Origin of the sequence: Modicisalibacter xianhensis, from assembly GCF_900113605.1 — a bacterium.
In the GTDB taxonomy this organism is placed as follows: Bacteria; Pseudomonadota; Gammaproteobacteria; order Pseudomonadales; family Halomonadaceae; genus Modicisalibacter; species Modicisalibacter xianhensis.
The window spans coordinates 117,617-138,849 of record NZ_FOPY01000003.1 but is presented as its reverse complement, the minus strand read 5'-3'; the positions used below and the strand labels follow the sequence as shown (position 1 = coordinate 138,849).

Genomic DNA, 21,233 nt, shown 5'->3' with positions numbered 1-21,233 from the left:
CATGAGGTCCTCCCTGCTTTGGGGATGGATGGCCCTGGCTGCCATCGTCCCACCCACCCTGGCCCAGGAAACTTCAGCTGAAACTGCCCAGGCCACCTTTGCCGGCGGCTGCTTTTGGTGCGTCGAGGAAGCCTACGACGAGATAGAAGGCGTCCGGCGTACGGTCTCGGGTTACACCGGTGGCGACGAACAGGATCCCTCGTATGAACAGGTTGCGAGCGGAGCCACCGAACATGCCGAAGCCGTACGTGTTGCATACGATCCCTCTCAGGTCGACTACGCCACGCTTCTCGAGGCGTTCTGGCACAACATCGACCCCTTCGCGAAGGATCGCCAGTTCTGTGACGCAGGCAGCCAATACCGTAGTGCCATCTTTTACCATGACGAGCAGCAGAAACAGCTGGCCGAACGCACCAAGGCAGACCTCGAGCAGCGCTTCGGTCGCGACATCGCGACCCAGATCGTTCCGGCCGGCCAGTTCTGGGAGGCAGAAGCGTACCATCAGGATTACTACGAAAAGAATCCGGTCCGTTATCGCTTCTACAAGGCTGGCTGCGGACGCACCGAGCGGCTCGAGGAAATCTGGGGAGACCAGGCCGGGCTACCGGGAAATTGATCGGCAGCCCACTGGCTCAGGGACTGGCATCGACGATGGCCACGCGTCGTTCCTTGCGCCACAACCAGGCGGAAAGTGCCAGGGTCATGCCCAGCACCAGCCATGAGGCCATCGCCACGCCCCACCAGCCGGCGGCCTGCCAGAAAGGCTCCAGGTAGAAGCCGCCGAGACTGGCGCCGATATAATAGAAAACCAGATAGAGCGCCGATGCACTGCCCCTTGCCTCGAGTGCCTGTCGGCTTACCCAGCTCGAGGCCATGGAGTGACAGAGGAAGAAGCCGAAGGCATTGATGACCAGGCCAGCCAGGATCAGTGGTAGCCCCTCGCTCAACGTTACCAGCGTTCCGGCCATGAAGATGGCAATGCCAAGCATCATGCAAGCCGGCTGTGCCAGGCGCTGGGCAATTCGTCCTGACAAGGCCGATCCCAGGGTACCTCCCAAGTAGGTGACGAAGATCATGCCCAGCCACTGCGTGGAGAGCGAATACGGCGCCTCGTTGAGCCGGAACGTGATGTAGCTGTACTGGTTGATGAAGATGAAGAAGTTCAAGCCGCCGATCAGGTAGGCGCCGAGCAGTAGCGGATTGCACAGATGGCGCTTCAACGAGCCCAACGCCACGCCCAGACGCAACGGTGCAGGCTTGAATTCACGCGCTGCAGGTAACAATCGCCAGAAGATCGCCAGGCAGAGCAGGCTGACCAACCCTACGGTCAGGAAACTGGCATGCCAGCCGCCATACTCACCGGCGACCCCGCCCATGACACGCCCACCGATCCCTCCCAGGGTATTGGCACTGATATACAGCCCCACGGCCAGCATCAGGGCCCGCTTGTCGAACTCATCGCCCATCCAGGCAATCGCCACGGCAGGCAGTCCACCGAGCACGAACCCTTGCACTGCCCGAATGACGAGAAGCCAGGCGAAATCATCGACAAACGGCAATATCAACGAACAGAAGGCAGCGACCAGCAGCGTGACGCGCATGATACCGCCACGACCAATAGCGTCGGAAAGAGGACCGAAGACCAATAGCGCGCCCGCCAGAGTCAAGGTCGAGACAGCCATGACCATGGCCACGGCCAGCGTTGACACGTCGAAGACCTGCCGCAACTCTGGCAATAGCGGCTGCGCCGCGTAGAGATTGACGAACACGGTAAACGAGCCCAGGCACAGGGCCAACGTGGCACGCCACCAGTCTCGGCTATGGGCTTGGATCATGAATCACTCCTTGTACTTGCGAGCATGATCCGGTATCAAAACCAATAAGCCAAATAGGGCTTGACGATACCAACGATCGCATTGGCTTATGAATCTATCGTTTGACCTCAGGGCACTGCGTTACTTCGTGGCCGTTGCCGAGCATGGGGGATTCACCCGCGCCGCCCAAACCCTGCATGTGGCCCAATCGGCTGTCAGTCAGACCATTGCGGGACTCGAGTCGCGCCTGGAACTGCGGCTGTTTCATCGGCATGAACGCCGCATCAGCCTGACCCCGGAGGGCGAGCTCCTGCTTGGCCAGGCTCGGGACTTGCTCAGTCAGGCCGAGTCGATAGAACTGGCCATGCGCGAAGTGCATGGGCTGGTCAAGGGCGAGGTACGCATCGGTATTCCCTCGATGCTGGGCTCCTACTACTTTCCTCCCCTGCTGATGGGCTTCAAGTCCCGCCACCCCGGGATTCGCCTGACGGTCGTCGAAGCCGGCACTCGGCGCCTGCAACGCATGATTGCCGAAGGGGAGCTCGATCTGGGCGTGGTCACCGAGGACGCCTCGACACACAGGCTCGAGTGCCACCGTTTTCTACGCGAGGAGATGGTGGTCTGCGTACCCAAGGACCACCGCTTTGCGCAACGGGAGAGCGTGACAGCCCGGGACGTATTGAGCGAGCCGCTGGTGCTTTTTCAGGATGGCTACTTCCATCGCGAATTCGTCGACCGCCTGGCTACGGAAACCGGCCAGCAACCCCAGGTCGCCTTCCAGTCCAACCTGATTCCATTGACCAAGGCCATCGTACGCCAGGGTTTCGGTATCACGACCTTTTTACGCCGCGTCGTCGAGGAGCCCGATCTCGCTGCCGTATCGTTCGAACCGTCAGCCTGGCTGGACCTATCACTGGCATGGAATCAGGGGGCCTATCTCTCGCGGGCCGAGCGTACTTTCGTCGATTTCGTGCTCGAACACAGCCCTCGCCTCCAGCACTGAGGCTACTCGAGGCGCTGAGCGATTTCCGTCAATAGCAAGGGCCGTCGCGCCTGCCAGTAATGGCGATGCCAGAACACGTTATCGACCCGGGACAAGGTGACGCCTTTGGAGGCCGAGGCATGCAGAAAGTAGCCGTCACCGATATAGATCCCGACGTGACGGTAGACACCGGGAGGCCGAAAGAACACGAGGTCGCCAGCCTCCAGTGCCTCACGCTCGACAAAATTGCCTTCATGGACCTGGCCACGCGTCGTACGTGGCAATTTCAGTGCAAAGGCTTCACTGTAGACCCGTTGCACCAATGCCGAGCAATCGATGCCCCGCAGGCCTTCGCCGCCCAGTACGTAAGGCGTCCCCTGCCAGCGATCATGCTCGTTCATCAGTGCCCGGCGTATCGCTTCCAGCGATGAACGCCGCAGCGTTCTCATACGCTGTGCCAGTTGATTGACCGGCCCGCTGATGTAGGACTTCTCGGCAAACGCCTGGCCGCCCCTCGTCGCTTGACGCTCATCATCCTGGGGCGCGGTAGCGCACCCCGCAAGCAAACCTGCCACCACGCAAGGCAGCAGAAGCCTGCGACGCCCAGGCCTGCGTCCTCGTGTACGAACCGGAACAGAACTCATCGCGACATCTCTGGTAGCAAGCCTCAGCATCGCTGGTTCAATGCAGCGTGCGTGCATCGCCGGGTAGCGTATCGATATGCAGCGGCGCCCAATGACGTGGTCGTGCGCCAGGAAAGTCCAGGCTGGCCCAGGAGCCGGCAAGCGGCGGCGCTGCGCTCAGCCACGCGGCCAGTCCTTCGCGGAAACGGGCGAGGAAATTGTCGCGGTCTTCGGTCTCTCCCATAAAGAAGGCGAACCCCGCATAGAGTCCCAGCGCATAGTCCCGCCAGTTACCGTAATGCCGCTGGGATTCGGCCAGGGCGGTATCGAGTACATCATCGAATCGCTTGGCACCCAACCAATCCAGGCTACGGCCGGCAATGGCCAGATCCACCGCCTGAGCCAGATCCCAGGCCGTCATATCGATGTCGTTGCAGCCCGCCTCGTTGTCGCGTACACGTCGCAGACGCAGCAGATGGTTACGCTCTTCCTCGCCACATTCGCCCGACTCGAGAATGGCGATCTCTTCTTCCAGGCGTGCCCGGTTGAGCGTATATGGCGCGTAGTTGATCTGGTATTCCTGACGATCCCCGGCTTCGAGCAGGAAATCGATGAAATCCTGTAGCCCTTCCGGGCTATGCAGGCCGTAATGGCTGTCCAGCCACTGCTGCAGCGCCTCACGCTCCGCCCGGCTTTCACGCTGAGGCTCTCCCCAGGTACCGGGATTGAGCGGGCCGGCTAGCGACAGCGCCGTCAGACGGGTCAGGCTGGGCCTTGGACCGGGTTCCTGCCATTCGATCTGGTGCCAGTCGAGCCAGTGAAAAGGGCTGCCCGGGTCATCCCTATGCCAGCGAATATCGTGAACCAGCGTATCTTCGGGCAATTCCGGCAAGGCTGCTTCCCAAGCCGCCCAGGCATCGAGCAGCCGCTTGGGGTTGGGATACAGCCGGCAGAGTACGCCGCGCAGTGACTCGGCGAGTCGCCCCAGCCCCGCCGCATCGAAGTCACCGCTGTCTCCCGCCATCAACAGGTAGAAGGCATATTTCTCGGCCATATGGATCGTGGCGGCATGACGCACACATGACTGCACCCGCTCACGCAAGCGAATGGCGTCGTCGGGAGGACGCCCGAAATCGGTGTCCAGCGGCGGCAAGGCCCCGTGGGCTGCATCGATAGCCAATTGATTGAGATGATGGGACTGGGCCGGCAGCCAGTAACGCATCAGCCCTTCGATGCCCTCATCCGGAAACAGCCCCAGTGTCTCTGCCAGGTAGCGGCGAGCATCCTGACGGCGCGTCTCGTCGAGCGCCACGCTCATCCCCTGGCGGTAGAGCAGGTCGGGTTCCCGCACCGAGGCCAGCGCCAGTACCCAGTGCCGGGCATCGGCACGCCAACTACGCAAGGCCAGGCGCGAGCGTTCACGCTGCGTTTCCGACACCACATCCTGTAGAGGCACCCGCCATGGGCTGACCGATGAATTCAAGAGTAACGCCAACTCGGGAACTGCCTGGTCGGTGGGATAGCGATGTCCTTCGAACAGACTTCGCCCACGCTGGTAGGCCTGGACCAGCGCCATCCAGTCATTGTAGCGACGCATCAGCAAGTCAGCGGCATGCGCCGCGAAATCCTCGGCCTCGTCAGCACTCAACCAACCAAGCATCAGGCCGGCATAGGCGAGATCGACCAGACGCAGCCAGTCCCAGGCGGCCCATTCCAGGGGCTCCCCCTGCTCGAGATAGGCGAGCATCACCTGTCCATACCGCCGCTGCTCGTTGAGTCCGCGCAGCCAGGACTGGCGAGTCGCACCATCGGCCTCGAGCAGCCGGGCAGCATCCAGGTCCCAACCGTAACGGTGCCCCTGGCCGCCGAGCCACAGCAGGATATGGATCAACTCATCGCGACCACGTATCTGCCACTCGCTTTCCAGCCAGCGTGCAACCTCGGGCCAGTCCCGGTCCGGCTGTGGCGGCAAGACCAGCACTGGCGCGAAGATGGCACGCAGGGCCCAGGGGCGTTCGTTCTCATGCTCAGGCCACAGCGACTGTTCCCGGCACGAGGCCAAGTGCTGACTGATGGCATCCCAAGTGATGCCATCCCCCTGGTGCTCGAGCTGCGCCAGCGCCTCCCCGGCCAGAGCGAAGTCCTCGTCGCCATGGGACCACCCTTCCTCCAGACGTGCCCGCTTCAAAGCCGCAAGCCATTCATCGAGGGACGCATACTGAGCGTGAATGCTCTTGGCCACACGCAGCACCCAAGCCCGGGTCTGAGCAGAAGGTAGCCAGTCTGCCGCCGCCGCCAAGGCGATCAACTCGAGCGCAGCCAACTGGAATTGGGGGTTCGGTACGCCGGGCGGAAAAGCTTCCAGCAGGCGCCAGCCCAGCTCACCGCGCTCGACCACGCCCAACTGCGCCAATCGAGCCACGGCTATTGGCGGCTCCATGTCGGTGGGATCGGGTTCGAAAGCCCAGCCGCACAGGACCAGTTGCTGTGCCCACCAGGCATTTAGCGGATCGGCCAAGGTCTCACCTCTGACTCTCTGATGACGAATGAATTGCAGGCCCCATAGTCTACCGGAAAGCGGTAGCCTCGCCGATGCTGCCATGCCACGGCGAAGATACCTAGCAAAACCCCAAGCTTCACAAGGGGATTCCTATAGCGGGACTTGGCAAAATGTTTTATATAATGCACAGTCTGTAAAACATGATAGCCCCTGGACTGTTGGAGCGTGTGTCTATGCCCCTCACCTTGCCTGACCTGCTGATTCCCAAGGCCTACATCGACGGCCAGTGGCGCGATGCCGAGCGCCGTTTTGCGGTAACCAATCCTGCTACTGGGGAGACGCTGGCCGACGTACCCGATCTTGACGCCGACGATGCCCGGGCCGCCGTGGCAAGCGCAGAAGCTGCCTGGCCGGCCTGGCGCAAGCGTTCGGCCAAGGAACGGTCGAGCCTGCTGCGCCGATGGTACGAGCTGATCGTTGCCCATGGTGACGACCTGGCGCGGTTGATGACGCTAGAGCAGGGAAAGCCGCTCGCCGAGGCGAAGGGTGAAGTGGGCTATGGCGCCTCGTTCGTCGAGTACTATGCCGAGGAGGCCAAGCGCGTCGCCGGGGAAACGCTGCCCTCTCACGGGGTCGACAAGCGCATTCTGGTCTTTCGCGAGCCGATCGGCGTGGTCGCGGCCATCACTCCCTGGAACTTCCCGCTGGCCATGATCACTCGTAAATGCGCTCCGGCCCTGGCCGCGGGCTGCCCGGTGGTGATCAAACCCGCAGAAGCGACGCCTCTGACCGCCCTGGCCCTGGCCAAGCTGGCCGAGGATGCCGGGTTTCCGGCCGGGGTACTGAATGTAGTGACCGCCTCGCGACCGGCCGAGATCGGTGAGGTATTGACCACCGACCCGCGTGTCCGCAAGGTGTCGTTTACTGGCTCGACGCCGGTGGGCAAGAAGCTGTTGGCGCAGTGCGCCGGAACGGTCAAGAAAGCCTCCATGGAGCTCGGTGGCAATGCCCCGTTCATTGTATTTGACGATGCCGACCTGGACGCCGCCGTGGAAGGCGCCATTGCTTCCAAGTTTCGCAACTCCGGCCAGACCTGCGTATGCACGAATCGCTTGCTGGTTCAGGCAGGAATATACGACGCTTTCCTAGAGAAACTGGCGAAGCGAGTCAACGAACTGAAGGTGGGCAACGGCCTGGATGACGGTGTCGTTCAGGGACCGCTCATCAATCCGGCCGCCGTCGACAAGGTGCAGGCACATATTGGTGATGCGCTTGGCAAGGGGGCCCGCCTGGTGTGTGGGGGCGAGCCACACGCCTTGGGTGGCACCTTCTTCCAGCCTACCGTGCTGGCCGATGTCACCGACGCGATGCAGGTCGCCCGGGAAGAAACGTTCGGTCCACTGGCACCGGTCTTTAGTTTCGAGACCGACGAGCAGGCCATTGCCATGGCCAATGCCACCGAGTTCGGCCTCGCTGCCTATTTCTATGCGCGGGACTACAAGCGCATCTGGCATGTCATGGAGGGCCTGGAGTATGGCATGGTCGCCGTCAACGAAGGACTATTGTCCACCGAACTGGCCCCCTTCGGTGGCGTCAAGGAATCGGGCCTGGGTCGCGAAGGGTCGCGTCACGGCCTCGATGAGTATACCGAACTAAAATATGTTTGCGTTGGCGGGCTGTGATCGTCACTGCCCGGGATGACAAGGAGGAAGCCATGAATAATGCTCAACTCAACGAGCTCAAGCAGCGCTATGTCGCCAACGGTGCGGCCAGCCCGGCGACCCAGTTCGCCGACCGTGCCGAGAACGCGTTGATCTGGGACGCCGACGGCAATCGTATCATCGACTTCGCCGGCGGCATCGGTGTGCTCAATATCGGGCACCGCCATCCCAAGGTGGTCGAGGCCGTGAAGGCACAGCTCGACAAGGTGATGCATACCTGCCAGACCGTGATGCCCTACGAAGGGTATGTAAAGGTAGCCGAAAAGCTCAGCCAAGTTACGCCGGTGCGTGGCCATGCCAAGGTCATGCTCGCCAACTCCGGTGCGGAAGCCCTGGAAAATGCTGTCAAGATCGCGCGTGCCGCCACCGGCAAGAACAATGTGATCTGTTTCGACGGCGGCTACCATGGCCGCACATTCATGACCATGGCCATGAACGGCAAGGTGGCGCCCTATGCCACCGACTTCGGCTCGATGCCGGGCAACGTCTTTCGTGCCCCGTATCCGGTGCCGTATCACGGTGTCAGCGAGGATGAAGCCCTGCGTGGCCTGAAGATGGCACTCAAGACCGATGCCAATCCCAAGGACACGGCAGCCATCGTGCTCGAGCCGGTACTCGGCGAGGGTGGGTTCTACCCGGCGCCAGCCAGCTTCCTCAAGGCGATCCGCGAGATCTGCGATGAACACGGCATGCTGATGATCATCGATGAAGTGCAGTCCGGCTTCGGGCGTACCGGCAAGTTGTTCGCGATCGAGCACAGCGGCGTGGAGCCGGACATCATTACCATGGCCAAGAGCATGGCAGACGGCATGCCGATTTCCGCCGTTGTCGGAACCGACAAGCACATGGATGCCAGCGGTGGCAACTCGCTGGGCGGCACCTACACCGGCAGTCCTGTCTCGTGCGCCGCGACCCTGGCCGTGCTTCAGGTTTTCGAGGAAGAGAACATCCTCGAGAAGAGCCGGGTCCTGGGCGACAAGCTGGCCAAGCGCTTCGCGCAGTGGCAGCAGGATTTCGCTTGTGTCGACCATCCTCGCACCATGGGCGCCATGGCCGCCTTCGACCTCGTGTCCGACAAGGCCAGCCACACCCCGGATGCCGACCTCGCAGGAGCCCTTTGCAAGCGCGCCCGTGAGAAAGGTCTGATTTTGCTGTCCTGTGGCCTGTACGGCAACTCCATCCGTTTCCTGATGCCGGTGACTATCGAGGATGACATCCTCGAAGAAGGCCTCGGTATCATCGAGGAAGCGCTCAAGGAGCTGGTCGAGTCCAAGGGCACCGTCAACGCCTGAAATGACTGCATGAAAACTGCATGAAAAAGCCCGGCTGTCCTGCAGCCGGGCTTCTGGGTTGCGGTGACTGAGTTTCACCGCCTATCTGCCATTGCGTGCGAGGCGAGTCAATCCTCAGGCTGGCATCATGTTGGCCTTCGCATCACGCGCCCACACCCGATGCTTGCCCATCGCCTCGGTGAACGGCGTAAAGACATCATCGACTGTCGCGCCAAGGAATATACCCTCTTCCTGTGCGGGAATACCCGCGGCAGACAGCAGGTCCTTGCCTTCGCCAATGGCGGCGATCGCCTTGAGGTGCTTGTAGGCTTCCTGCACGTAGTAAAGCCCCTGCCCCGACTGCGATAGTGCTTTGACGCTTTCTGCCCCACCGGCCACGATCACCGAGTCCAACGTCACCGAAGGCATGCCGTTGAGCATGGCGTCTGGAGTAATCGTCTGGCCATTGGCCGCCTTGACCGGGGCCATGCTCGGGGCAATGACCATGCCTTGGGCGCCTTCGGCTTCGAGCTTGGCCTTGGCGGCAGCCACTTGATCGCCGTCCACGCCATCGGCCGCCAGAATCGCCACTTTGCGATACTTGATGTTGCCCGGCAGGCGGGCCATCAGGCTCAGCGCCGGTGAATCTGCCTGAGAACTCGTCCCCAGCTCGTCGGCTGGCGCCGTCTTGCTGGAGGGCGCCTCGATACCATGGTTCTCGCCAACCCGACGCGCCAGCTCGAGGTCGATGTTGGGCAGGATTTCCTTGATCACCCGCTCGCGGATCCAAGGGCGCTCGACCTTTGAAAGCTCGAAGGTATAGGCGGCAATGATGTGTTCCTTCTCCACATCGGTCTGGCTGTTCCAGAACAGTGTCGCCTGTGAGTAATGATCGCCGAACGAGGCGCTACGCGCGCGCACCTTGTTGGCATCGACACGCTCGTAATAGGACTCGTAACCGCCGTTTTCGGGGCCTGCCGGTGTCTCGCGCGGCCAGCCACCGTCGATCGAATTGGGCTCGTAGGAGGCCTGGCCCTTGTTGATCGTCTGACGGTGCATGGAGTCGCGCTGGTTGTTATGGAACGGCGCCACCGGCTGATTGATGGGAATCTCGTGGAAGTTGGGGCCACCGAGACGCAGCATCTGGGTATCGAGATAGGAGAACAACCGGCCCTGCAGCAACGGATCGTTGGTAAAGTCGATCCCTGGTACCACATTGGCCGGATTGTAGGCGACCTGCTCCGTCTCGGCGAAGTAGTTGTCCGGGTTGCGGTTGAGCACCATCTTGCCGATGGGAATGACCGGTACCTGTTCCTCGGGAATGAGCTTGGTCGGATCGAGCAAATCGAAGTCGAACTTGTGCTCGTCTTCTTCCTCGACGATCTGCACCCCAAGTTCATACTCAAGAAAATCGCCGTTCTCGATATCGTCCCACATGTTGCGACGGTTGAAGTCCGGGTCACGCCCCCACAGTTTCTGCGCCTCGTCCCAGATCAGCGAGCAGGTGCCGGCAAGAGGCTTCCAGTGAAACTTGGCAAAACGCGCCTTGCCCTGCTTGTCGATCAGCCGGAACGTGTGTACCCCGAAGCCTTCCATGTTGCGATAGTGACGCGGGAAGGCGCGATCCGACATGGTCCACAGCACCATGTGGGTGGACTCGGGCATCAGAGACACGAAATCCCAGAACGTATCATGAGCGGACTGGCCCTGTGGAATCTCGTTGTGCGGTTCCGGCTTCACGGCATGCACGAAGTCAGGAAACTTGATGGCATCCTGGATGAAGAACACAGGCATGTCGTTACCGACCAGATCCCAGTTGCCTTCATCGGTGTAAAACTTGGTAGCGAAGCCGCGTACGTCGCGGACGGTATCGTTGGAGCCGCGCGAACCCTGCACCGTCGAGAAGCGCACGAAGACGGGCGTTTTCTTGCCGGGATCCTGGAACAGCCCAGCCTTGGAAAACCTGGCGGCTTCCTGGTAGGGCTGGAAATAGCCATGCGCCGCGGCACCACGGGCATGCACGATACGCTCGGGAATTCGCTCGTTGTCAAAGTGATTAAGCTTCTCGCGGAAGATGAAATCTTCCATCAGGGTGGGACCACGCTCGCCGGCCTTCAGCGAGTTATGGTTATCGGAGATGCGAATCCCCTGATTGGTGCGCAAGTCGTGTCCTTCGGCGTCGCTACGGTACTTCTCGAGATTTTCCGACTTGCTGTGCTCGGTGGTCTTGAAATCCTGGTCATGCGGACCGTCGCTGTTCGGATTCGTGTGGGGGTTTTTCGCCATGTTCAAGCACTCCTCGTTTGCGTATGTCGGCCCACCCATCTCGCAAGGCCACGCCGGCATGGACACGGAGGCCAACCATGTCGCTCCCTTGCCGGCGATCAGGCATCGTTCTCACTTTTTTTGATCGTACTCGCCATGCAAAGGTAGTCAGCCCAACGAGCCCGACGCAAATTCCGTGTGCAGTGTTTTGTCACGGCAGGAGCTAGAACGCGGATCCCGGCTGCTCGAGAAAGGCCTGTTCCTCGGCAGTGGAAGGGCGCCCCAGCAGCGCGTTACGGTGCGGGTAACGCCCAAAGCGCTCCAGGATTGCCCGATGCCGGTGCTCGAAATCCAAGTTGTCCTCGAGTCCAGGCTGGTCGAACAGACGTAGCGCCTCCTCGTGGATGAGCAGCGACTCGCTGTGCATGTAGGGCATGTAGAGAAAGGCGCGCTGACGCACGTCGAGGTGCCGGTCCGCCCCGGCCATTACGGCCTCCTGGGCCAGCACCAGGGCTTGCGGGTCCTGGGCGAAGGCCTGGATACTGCCACGATGAATATTGCGCGAGAACTGGTCAAGCACGAGGATCTCGGCCAGCCGGCCTTGCGGAGAACGCCGCCATGTCCAGAACTCTCCCGCGATGGCGGCCTGCAATACGGCTGAAAACCGTTCGGTGATTTCGGCATCGAGCGCCTCATCCTTGGCGAACCACTGTCGCGGCTCAAGAGCCTCGAACCAGAACTGAAGAATCGTCTGGGCAGTCGTCTCGTTCATGGGTCTCTGCTCCCAACGATCGCGAATTGATATCCTGAGCGTAGGTAACGACTGTCTCGGCGGCGAGCCTTTCACGCCCCGAGCCCATGTGACCAACGCAGAGAGATTGCATGACATTCGCCCAGCTATTCGCCATGGCCGGTTACTTGTTCAATATCATCGGCATCATTGTCTGCCTGGTGGGGCTGCACCTTGCCCGCCGCCCTACCCGTCGTGGGCTTGGCCGGGGCCTGGCGGTGCTAGGCTTTCTGATCGCCGCCAGTCCACTTCTGCTTCAACTGTTCGGTATCGTGGAGCCGGCCAGCCCGGTATCGCCAGGCGTCTTGCCTTGAGCTGTCATGACTTCGTCATCGTACGCTCATGCTCTCGTCAGGCCATCGTCATGAACGACAGGCAAGGTAGCTCTCCAAGTCCACCGGTGATATTGCCCGCAAGGAGAGCCCCATGTCCCTGTCCCGTCGTCGTTTCCTGTCGCAGAGCCTGCATGCCGGTGCCGCGTTGGGTGCTGCCGGCCTGCTTGGTGCGCCGGCCATCGTGCTGGCGGAATCGCGCCGACCAACCGTTACCCACGGTGTGATGAGCGGCGACATGCTGCCGGGTCGTGCCATGCTCTGGAGTCGCAGCGACCGTCCGGCGCGTATGATTCTTGAGCTGGCCGACAATCCGGATTTCAGACAAGCCCGGTACCTGACTGGCCCCACGGCGCTACCGATCGACGACTTTACTACCAAGCTCGATGTCACCGGCCTTGGCGACATGGAGTCGCTGCACTATCGGGTACGCTATGCTGCCCTGGGCGATGAGCGCGCGTTGAGCGAGCCGGCTGTCGGCCGGCTTCGTCTGCCGCCGACTCGGCCGCGCAATGTCCGGTTCGTCTGGTCCGGGGATACCGTGGGCCAGGGCTGGGGCATCAATCCCGACCTTGGCGGCATGCGAATCTACGAGACCATGCGCCAGGTACGTCCCGATTTCTTCATCCACTCCGGCGATACCATCTATGCCGATGGCCCGCTCGAGGAGCGCATGACACTCGAGGACGGCTCGACCTGGAGGAACATCGTCACACCGGCCAAGGCCAAGGTTGCCGAGTCATTGGCGGAGTACCGAGGGCAGTACGCCTATAACCTGCTCGACGACAATTTGCGCCGATTCAATGCCGAGGTGCCCATGCTTGCCCAGTGGGACGATCACGAGACGGTCAACAACTGGTATCCCGGCGAACTTCTTGACGATCCGCGCTATACCGAAAAGAACGTATCCCTGCTCAACGCACGCGCCCGCCGTGCCTTCATGGATTACATGCCGGTGCGCCAGACACCCGACGCTCCGGAGCGCCTATATCGCCGCTTTACCTATGGTCCCGATCTCGAGATCTTTCGTCTCGACATGCGCAGCTACAGGGGCGCCAACTCCGCCAACCGGCAGGCGAACCCAGGCAGCGGTGCGGCCTTCCTTGGTGACGCCCAACTGCAATGGCTTCTCGACGGGCTACGCCAATCCCGCGCGACATGGAAGATCGTGGCCTCGGACATGCCGCTCGGGCTAGTAGTCAAGGATGGCGAGCGTTACGAGGCGGTGGCCAACGCCGAACCGGGGCAGCCTTTAGGGCGCGAACAGGAAATTGCTCGCTTGCTGGAAGAACTGTACAAGGCCAACGTGCAGAACGTCGTATGGCTGACCGCCGACGTGCACTATACGGCAGCGCACCATTACTCTCCGGAGCGCGCCAGTTTCCAGAACTTCACGCCGTTCTGGGAGTTCGTCAGTGGCCCGCTCAATGCAGGCACCTTCGGCCCCGGCGAGTTGGATGCCACGTTTGGCCCCGAGGCGGTATTCACCAAGGCGCCGCCATCCGGCCAGACCAACCTGCCCCCATCAGCGGGCTACCAGTTCTTCGGCCAGGTCGATCTGGATGCCGAATCGCGCGAACTGACTGTCACGCTGAAGGACACCGCAGGCACGGCGCTATTCGAGAAACGCCTGACACCTGCTTGATGGCACAACACTGATCGATTCATGGTAATCGATTGAATTGTATCGGGAAGCTGGCTTGACGAAGCGAAACGTAATCGGCTAGGGTGATAACCACGGTGAGCAGCGGCCAAGGACGGTCGCCAGTTCAAGGAGGTGCGCGGTCAGGACGACCGGTACTCGGGAAAGCAGGTGACAAGGGCAGGATGCCACTAGAGCCAAGGATCCCAACAAGCTTACCGTTTTGCAGCACGTCAGTACTGCACGGCCCGGCCAGCAATGGCCGGGCCTAATTCGTTGTTACCCTCTCTCCTTACGCTTACCGCCTCCCTTGGCTGAGTTTTCTCATGCGCGGCGCGCCAGGCCTTGCCTTGTCACAAGCGTCAAAATGATGGCCATTTTCATCATTAACGCAGGTTAGATTCCCCTCGCCGAGCGACATGCCCTGCCGCTACGCTGACAGTGAAGACGCGTCTCGCTTACACAACAAACACGCATCGGGAATTCTCATGGCTATTCATGCTGTCGCCTACGATCTGACCTTTCCTCAAGAATACAACGCCTTCTACGAGTGCCTGGAATCCTACCCGCACATCCATGTCATGGACTCGCTCTGGCTGGTCCAGACGGAAGGCGAATCGGGAGATCTCCGGGACCAACTGCTGACGCACATCCACAAGGGAGATGCCCTCTTCGTCAGCCGCATGAATCAGGATTGGGCCGGTGCCGGCACGCAATGCGGAGACTGGCTCAAGGCGACCGAGCGCCAATGGCACAGGGCGGCCCAGGCATCCATTGCTAAATAGACGGCAAACGACAATATGACCATGGCATCATGCTTCGCCTCGCTTGACCTCACGCCGCCAAGCGTCCATACCGTAAAAACACACCTGATGCAGCAAGGAGGTTTTGCATGAAAGGGTTATTCGCAGCGGGTGCCGCTTGGTGGCTCAGGAAGTCGGAGAATCGCCAGAAGGCCAAGCGCAAGGGTGAGCAGGCTTGGAACAGCCTCAATGAACGCGGCGAGCGTGCGCACAACGATTCTCAGGGCCGTCGGCACTGATCACGCCAACCGAAAAGCCACTCATTGCGATGCCGCCACATGGGCGGCATTGCTTTATCTACAATCGCAAGCGAGGTGGCGGAAGAGCGTGGGAGTCGAACCCACCAGGGACCGCTGGCAGCCCCTACCAGGTTTGAAGCCTGGCCGCCCCACCGGGGGTCGATCCTCTTCCCTGGATCGTTTGGAGCACTACTCGAACATGTCGTGCCGAAGCACTATGTGGTCGTCACGTACACGCCGAGTGAAACCGAGTCTATCAAAGAATTCAAGGATTTGTATGGCGAGTTTGCGCCCCGTGCCGATATGGTCGCGAAAATCCGCTGCCCGCGCGGCGCCATGCTCGGCGTCGAGCCTCTTGATGATCCCCGCCAGCCGTTCGACTGCCATCGCCTCGTAGAAATGGTCCTTGCGTACCTGATATACCCGCCCAAGGCGTGCACAGGCCATGAGCGCCTGCCTGATGGCCTGCTCATCCAGCTCTTGCTTGGCGGCCATATCGCGGACACGGGGTGGCTCGAAGGGTGTATCGGCCAGCAAGGGCTGCACTTGCTGCCAGAGCCGCTCATCGGCCTCATCCAGCGCCACTTGGTGGCCGGGCAGAGCCAGGAATGGACCGTGTCGCTCGATATGGCCGACCTCGATCATGGCATTCAGCAAGGGGCGAAAGAACGCTCCCGGCAGACCGGGCATGACCTGGCGACGCAGACGCTCCCGCTCCGTGCCCAGCATGGAGGGTTCGTTTACGTGGTTGTGCTGCAAGGTCTCGAGCGTTCTCGCCTTCACTGCCTCCAGCCCTTGGCGGGAAAACGCCCAGACATGGCCTTGCGCTGAAATGACCTGTCCACCCATGGCCTCGACCCGTGCCGCCAGATCTTGCTGATCGCTATTAAAGTTGCGAACCAGCTTGTCCAGGTCCAGCCCCTCGGGCCATAGCGACAGGCCGGTCTCGAGTGGCCGGACGATGTCATAGGGGCTTCCCCCGGCGGCGCACTCGGCCAGGGCCGTCAACCAGGTCAGGCGCTTGGGCGCACGCTGGCCGCGTCGCGGCGGATCGCCATCCAGCACCGTGCCGCCGCCCAACGTCATCTGTCCACCATGATCACGGATCACGAAACGATCGCCCAGGCAGGCATGTACGGGGCGGTCGAGCGCCAGCTGGCCGAGCATGCGCCCGCCGGGCTCGAGGCGCTGGCCTTCGAGCAGGGACACACGGCCTGTCAGCCGAGCCACGCCCAGATGGACGTGTACCGGCGTCCAATGCTTGAGGGCCGTCACATTGTCCAGCAGGGTGATGTCGACATCGACCCGCTGCAACGGCGGCGTCTCCAGCGACTCGTCGACCACCCAGCCGCCACGCACAATTGCGTCGCGCTCCACCCCGCTGCCCACCAGGTTGAGCGCCACACGGTCGCCTTGACGAGCCTGTTCGCTCTCGCGGTGCTGGCGACGCAGGCTACGCACCCGCGCACGGATACCCGACGGTTCCAGGCGCAACATGTCACCTTCATGTACGGTCCCGCTCACTGCCGTCCCGGTCACGACCAGCCCCGCGCCGGTCTTGGTGAAGACGCGGTCCACCGCTAGGCGAAATGCCCCCCAGGCCGGCAATTCATGACGCTGGGCGGCTTCGGTCCACAAGGCATCACGCAGCGCACCGACACCTTCGCCCGTATGGCTCGAGACGCGATAGATCGATGCTTCGGCCAGCGGTGTCGCACTCAGTAACTGCCGGATCTCGGACTCGACCCGAGCCAGGCGAGCCGCGTCGACCAGATCGCATTTGGTCAGCGCCACCCGCCCCCGCGATAGTCCAAGCAGGGACAGGATCTGCACATGTTCGACCGTCTGCGGCATCACGCCATCGTCAGCCGCCACGACCAGCAACACGCTGTCGATGCCCGCACTGCCGGCCATCATGTTATGGATGAACTTCTCATGACCGGGCACGTCGACGAAACCGAGCTCCATACCCGGTTCGACCTCGGGATAGGCGAACCCCGCCTCGATGGTCAGCCCACGCGCCTTCTCTTCCTTGAGGCGATCCGTATCGATGCCCGTCAACCGCTGGATCAGTGCCGTCTTGCCATGATCGACATGGCCAGCCGTGCCGACGATCATGCCCTCTCCCCGGCCTGACGCTGCAGGTAATTTGTCTTCAAGGTGTCGATCTGGTCCAGAAAGCGTTGCTCCTGCACGTCCCCCATCAGACAACGCAGGTCGAGGTGCAGCGCACCGTCGCGCAGGCGCCCGATCACCGGCCGGGGCAGGCTGCGGAAAGCCGCTTCAAGACGGCGCAGCGCCCGTTCCCGCCCTTGACGATCCTTGGCCATGGGCCGCCATACCAGCGCACGGCTGGGTAGGCGATCGACCGGCAGGGAGCCACTCCCCAACTGGCTCATGCAGTCCTGCGTGGTGACTTCAATATCATCAAGCAAGGATTGGACGGCCGGGAGCAACCGCTCGGCGGTTTCGGCAATGTCAGCTTCCAGCCGGGTCAGCAGGGCCAGGGTGGGAATGTCGCGGGCGGGTGCGTCGCTGTCACGATAGATGCGCAGTGTCGCCTCGAGCGCCGCCAGCATCAGCTTGTCGAGACGCAAAGCACGCTTGAGCGGGTGGCGCTTGATGCGCTCGACCATCTCACGCTTGCCGACGATGATGCCGGCCTGAGGTCCCCCGAGCAGCTTGTCGCCGCTGAAGGTGACGATATCGGCCCCGGCGGCAATGGTATCGCGTGGCAGGGCTTCGTAAGGCAGTCCCAGGGCCGCCAGGTCGGTCAGCGCCCCGCTGCCCAGGTCGACCATCAAAGGCACCCCATGGCGATGGGCAATCTCGGCCAGTTCGGTTTCGGGCACGTTCTTGGTGAACCCGGTAATGGCATAGTTTGAAGTATGCGCCTTGACGATCAGCCCGGTTTCTTCGTTCAGCGCCGCTTCGAAATCGCGCGCGTGGGTCCGGTTGGTCGCCCCCACCTCATGCAGGCGACAGCCCGCCGCCTGCATGATGTCGGGCATGCGAAAGGCCCCACCGATCTCGATCAACTCGCCCCGAGAAATGATCGCTTCTCGGCCAGCTCCCAAGGCCCCCAGGGCCAGCACCACGGCACCGGCGTTATTGTTGACCACGGTAGCCGCTTCAGCACCGGTCAACTCGCAGAGCAGCGACTCGACCAGCGTGTCGCGATCGCCGCGTCCACCACTTTCCAGGTCGTATTCCAGTGCCACGGGGTGACGTGCCGCCTCGGCCATGGCCTCAATGGCCGGCTCGGACAATGGCGAACGCCCCAGGTTGGTATGGATGACCGTGCCGGTCAGGTTGAAGACGGCTCGGCTGTTGGGTTGGGTCAGGTTGTCGAGTCGCGTTGCGCAACGTTGCGCCAGGTCATCGAGGGCAGGCAGTACTACACCAGTATCGGACGGCTGCTCCTGCAGCCGTCGACGTTCATCATCCAAGGTATCACGCACGGCACGCTTTACCAGCGAATGGCCGTGGTGTTGCAGCAATTCCTGCAACAGGGAAGTGGCCATCAATACATCGACGGCAGGCAGGTGGCGTCTAACGTCCATTGTCGATTCATGTCCATGCCAATGAGCTTCATCATGAGCTATCGCGTGCAGCTCGATCAAGCCTCATGGCATAGCATGTCCGGCCGCCTGCCGTCCACGCCTGTGCTCATTCCCCGATGATAAACAGGGGGTTGTAGCCGCTACGCCGGAACGTTCCCTCCTCGTTCAGCGACAGGTCCAGCGCCAGGCTGGCCAGATCGTCGGCCAGTGTCTCCAACTTGCCATCCAGCTCTCGTGGCATGATCTTCAGGTAGCTATTGCAGTTCCCGCAGGTTTCGGCCTGGACGGGTAACCAAGGATTGCCGTCGTCGTCCTCCAGGCTGAGATATTTCAGTTTGCCGGTATGTTCGCAGACACTGCAACGTGCCCGTTCGAGATACCACTGGGTGGCACACAGACCACACTGCAGATAGCGGGCGCCGCGGCATTCCGGATCGTCCTGGATGACGCTCGCCACTGGTGCCGAGCCGCAACTTGGGCATATCGACCGGGCTTCGTCCGGTGGGCGCTGCGGGGCGTCGGGCAAACGTTGCACCAGGCGTACCCAGGCTACCTGCAACGCTGCGGCCAGCAACGGCATAACGCCACGACTGGCTTGCGGGCCGGGCTGGCCATCGAGCAACGCGGCAACGAGTGCGTCCCGCTCTTCAGCAGGCATGCGACGCAGTTGTTCGAGCAAGGGACGCTGGGCCCCACCGACATGCAGGTCCAGGGCATCCACAAACGCCATCACTTCGCCCGGGATATCGACATCGCGGCGAAGCGCATCGACGCTCAGGGGCGCCATGCCATGCTCCAGCGCCAGCGTGAACGCCTCGGGCTCGGGCTGCCAATCCGGCACCCCTTGCTCCAGTGCAACCTGCTGAGCCTGGGCGACCTGTGCCATGAAGGCAAGAAACTCCCCCATTGCCTCGACACGTCCGGACAGGTCGCGCAGGCGTTGCGCACGAGCGGCAAAGACATCGCTCCCAGGGAGCACAACCGCCGGAGGGGACATCACCCCCTCCGGCGCACTTCCAAATGCGTGGTTCACATCATCATCCTATGGCGATTGCTGTTGACGGCTGGAGTCGTCATCCTTGTCCGCCGACGGCGGGTTACGCTCTTTCATCACTTCCTCGTACCACAGGTTGTGGTGGTGCTTGGCCCAGGCCTTGCTGACACGTCCCTGTACCATGGCCCGAATGGAGCCCTTGACCCAGATACCCGAATAGATATGGATGATCAGGGTAATGATGGCCAGGAACGCAGTATAGGCATGCACCATCACGGCAAAGCGCAACAGCCATAGGGGCATGGCATCGGCGAAATAGGGCCGCCAGATGATGATGCCCGTCACCAGCAGGACCGGTACGCAGGCCACCATGATCCAGTAGACGAGTTTCTGTCCGGCATTGTTCTTGCCAACCGGAGGCAGCTTTTCGTCACGATTGCTGAGCACGTCACGAATCTGCTTGAGCCACTGAATATCATGGCGCTTGATAAAGCTTTCCTTGAAGAACTGCACGGCCAGCAGCAGGAAAAACAGCGACATGACCACGCCTATCCAGGGATGGATGAAACGTGTCGGGATCGGGCCGCCAAACAGACCCGTGAACGACCAGAAGAAAGGATGGAACAGGGCCAGCCCACTGAGCACCAGCAGGACGAAGCTGATCGCCACGACCCAGTGGTTGGTGCGTGCCCACCAAGTGTAGCGCAGAATGCCCTTTTTCGTGTTTGAGTGGCTCACGGGCGATCCCCCTCTTGGCTATCCGGCGAGGCCGATTCCTCATCCGTCCTTACCGCAGCGGTGGCTGTCCGCTCATCCGGGTCATCTTCCGGCTCTTCCTTGGGCCCCTTGATGGCGTAATGGAAGAAGCCGGTCAGCGCGGCGAGGCCGACAGCGGCCGACATCAGCGGCTTGGTCACGCCCTTCCAGGCATCGACCATCGGGCTGATGCGCGGATCTTCCGGCAGGTTGCCATAGATCTCGGGCTTGTCGGCATGCTGCAGCACATAGATGACGTGCGTACCGCCCACGCCGGCGGGATCATAGATACCGGCCTTCTCATAACCGCGCCCCTTGAGGAAGTCGGTACGCGCCGCAGCAAGTTCGTGCATGTCCTCCCGCGTGCCGAACATGATCGACCCCGTCGGGCAGGACTTCACGCAGGCCGGCTCCAGGCCGTGGAAGACCCGGTCCGAGCACAGCGTGCACTTGTAGGCTTTCTCGTCCTTCTCCGAGATGCGCGGAATGTCGAAGGGGCACCCCGCCACGCAGTAGCCGCAGCCGATGCAGTGCTCGGAGTTGAAGTCGACGATGCCATTGGCATACTTGACGATCGCGCCCGGGGCCGGGCATGCCTCCAGGCAGCCCGGCTCCTCGCAGTGCATGCAATTGTCCTTGCGGATCAACCATTCCAGATTGCCCTGCTCGTCCTCGTACTCGTTGAAGCGCATCACCTCCCAGGTATTGGGCGTGAGGTCGAGCGGATTGTCGTAGACACCGACACATTCGCCGACCTCGTCACGCAGGTCGTTCCACTCCGAGCACGCCACCTGGCAGGCCTTGCAGCCTATGCAGCGTGACACGTCGATCAGCTTGGTGACCTCCTCGACACCGCCGTCGCGTATCTGGGGGGATGGCGCATTCGATGCCGAGCGCGCCACGATATTTTGCAGATTGATCTGATCGCCTCGCATAGC

Annotated in this window: 18 protein-coding genes and 1 tRNA gene; 8 read left to right on the top strand and 11 right to left on the bottom strand. The window is 61.7% G+C overall.

The window, feature by feature from the left end:
• Position 1: 1 nt before the first annotated feature.
• The gene (gene msrA / locus BM194_RS04075; protein WP_092843927.1) at positions 2–616 is read left to right on the top strand and encodes a peptide-methionine (S)-S-oxide reductase MsrA; all 615 of its coding nucleotides are present in this window, start codon (positions 2–4) and stop codon (positions 614–616) included.
• A 16-nt stretch (positions 617–632) separates the two neighbouring features.
• On the opposite strand, the gene BM194_RS04070 is transcribed toward msrA, so the two are convergent.
• Positions 633–1,835 carry an MFS transporter gene (locus BM194_RS04070; protein ID WP_092843925.1) on the bottom strand — a complete coding sequence of 401 codons (1,203 nt, stop codon included), beginning with the start codon at positions 1,833–1,835 and terminating at the stop codon, positions 633–635.
• An 88-nt stretch (positions 1,836–1,923) separates the two neighbouring features.
• On the opposite strand from BM194_RS04070, the gene BM194_RS04065 reads away from it, so the two are divergent.
• Positions 1,924–2,817, top strand: a complete 894-nt coding sequence (locus tag BM194_RS04065; protein ID WP_092843923.1) for a LysR family transcriptional regulator — start codon at positions 1,924–1,926, stop codon at positions 2,815–2,817.
• A 2-nt stretch (positions 2,818–2,819) separates the two neighbouring features.
• On the opposite strand, the gene BM194_RS04060 is transcribed toward BM194_RS04065, so the two are convergent.
• Entirely contained in the window at positions 2,820–3,371 is a 552-nt protein-coding gene (locus tag BM194_RS04060; RefSeq protein ID WP_340148070.1) for a C40 family peptidase, read from the bottom strand.
• A 106-nt stretch (positions 3,372–3,477) separates the two neighbouring features.
• Positions 3,478–5,937, bottom strand: a complete 2,460-nt coding sequence (locus BM194_RS04055; RefSeq protein WP_092843919.1) for a DUF1266 domain-containing protein — start codon at positions 5,935–5,937, stop codon at positions 3,478–3,480.
• Positions 5,938–6,152: 215 nt separating this feature from the next.
• On the opposite strand from BM194_RS04055, the gene BM194_RS04050 reads away from it, so the two are divergent.
• Entirely contained in the window at positions 6,153–7,601 is a 1,449-nt protein-coding gene (locus BM194_RS04050; protein ID WP_092843917.1) for an NAD-dependent succinate-semialdehyde dehydrogenase, read from the top strand.
• Positions 7,602–7,633: 32 nt separating this feature from the next.
• Entirely contained in the window at positions 7,634–8,932 is a 1,299-nt protein-coding gene (gene gabT / locus BM194_RS04045) for a 4-aminobutyrate--2-oxoglutarate transaminase (protein WP_092843915.1), read from the top strand.
• 114 nt (positions 8,933–9,046) lie between these two features.
• Here the strand turns inward: gabT and katE are convergent, their stop codons facing one another.
• A complete protein-coding gene (gene katE / locus BM194_RS04040) occupies positions 9,047–11,197 on the bottom strand; it encodes a catalase HPII (protein WP_092843913.1) in 2,151 nt (716 codons plus the stop codon).
• A 202-nt stretch (positions 11,198–11,399) separates the two neighbouring features.
• Positions 11,400–11,948, bottom strand: a complete 549-nt coding sequence (locus BM194_RS04035; protein ID WP_092843911.1) for a DUF924 family protein — start codon at positions 11,946–11,948, stop codon at positions 11,400–11,402.
• 110 nt (positions 11,949–12,058) lie between these two features.
• Here BM194_RS04035 and BM194_RS04030 point away from each other — a divergent pair, with 110 nt between their 5' ends.
• From BM194_RS04030 to BM194_RS20595, 4 genes are all read left to right on the top strand, one after another.
• Positions 12,059–12,280, top strand: coding sequence for a hypothetical protein (locus tag BM194_RS04030; protein WP_092843909.1), 222 nt, complete (start codon positions 12,059–12,061; stop codon positions 12,278–12,280).
• A 112-nt stretch (positions 12,281–12,392) separates the two neighbouring features.
• On the top strand, positions 12,393–13,943 hold the full coding sequence (locus BM194_RS04025; protein WP_092843907.1) for an alkaline phosphatase D family protein: 1,551 nt from the start codon (positions 12,393–12,395) through the stop codon (positions 13,941–13,943).
• 485 nt (positions 13,944–14,428) lie between these two features.
• Positions 14,429–14,725: a hypothetical protein gene (locus BM194_RS04020; protein WP_092843905.1), complete on the top strand. Its 297-nt coding sequence runs from the start codon at positions 14,429–14,431 to the stop codon at positions 14,723–14,725.
• Positions 14,726–14,832: 107 nt separating this feature from the next.
• The gene (locus BM194_RS20595; protein ID WP_177223338.1) at positions 14,833–14,982 is read left to right on the top strand and encodes a hypothetical protein; all 150 of its coding nucleotides are present in this window, start codon (positions 14,833–14,835) and stop codon (positions 14,980–14,982) included.
• Between the two features lie 76 nt (positions 14,983–15,058).
• Here the strand turns inward: BM194_RS20595 and BM194_RS20590 are convergent.
• From BM194_RS20590 to fdxH, 6 genes are all read right to left on the bottom strand, one after another.
• Positions 15,059–15,154: transfer RNA gene (locus tag BM194_RS20590), tRNA-Sec, on the bottom strand.
• Positions 15,155–15,171: 17 nt separating this feature from the next.
• Complete coding sequence (gene selB, locus BM194_RS04015) at positions 15,172–17,100, bottom strand: selenocysteine-specific translation elongation factor (RefSeq protein ID WP_092843903.1); 1,929 nt, start codon at positions 17,098–17,100, stop codon at positions 15,172–15,174.
• The gene (gene selA / locus BM194_RS04010) at positions 17,097–18,545 is read right to left on the bottom strand and encodes an L-seryl-tRNA(Sec) selenium transferase (RefSeq protein WP_092843900.1); all 1,449 of its coding nucleotides are present in this window, start codon (positions 18,543–18,545) and stop codon (positions 17,097–17,099) included. Before selA ends, selB begins: the two co-directional genes overlap by 4 nt.
• A gap of 106 nt (positions 18,546–18,651) precedes the next feature.
• Positions 18,652–19,578: a formate dehydrogenase accessory protein FdhE gene (fdhE, locus tag BM194_RS04005; protein WP_244890870.1), complete on the bottom strand. Its 927-nt coding sequence runs from the start codon at positions 19,576–19,578 to the stop codon at positions 18,652–18,654.
• A gap of 9 nt (positions 19,579–19,587) precedes the next feature.
• Positions 19,588–20,277 (bottom strand): formate dehydrogenase subunit gamma, encoded by a 690-nt coding sequence (locus BM194_RS04000; protein WP_092843895.1) that lies wholly within the window; start codon positions 20,275–20,277, stop codon positions 19,588–19,590.
• Positions 20,274–21,230, bottom strand: a complete 957-nt coding sequence (fdxH, locus tag BM194_RS03995) for a formate dehydrogenase subunit beta (protein ID WP_092843893.1) — start codon at positions 21,228–21,230, stop codon at positions 20,274–20,276. The genes BM194_RS04000 and fdxH overlap by 4 nt, the downstream gene beginning before the upstream one ends.
• Between the last annotated feature and the right edge of the window lie 3 nt (positions 21,231–21,233).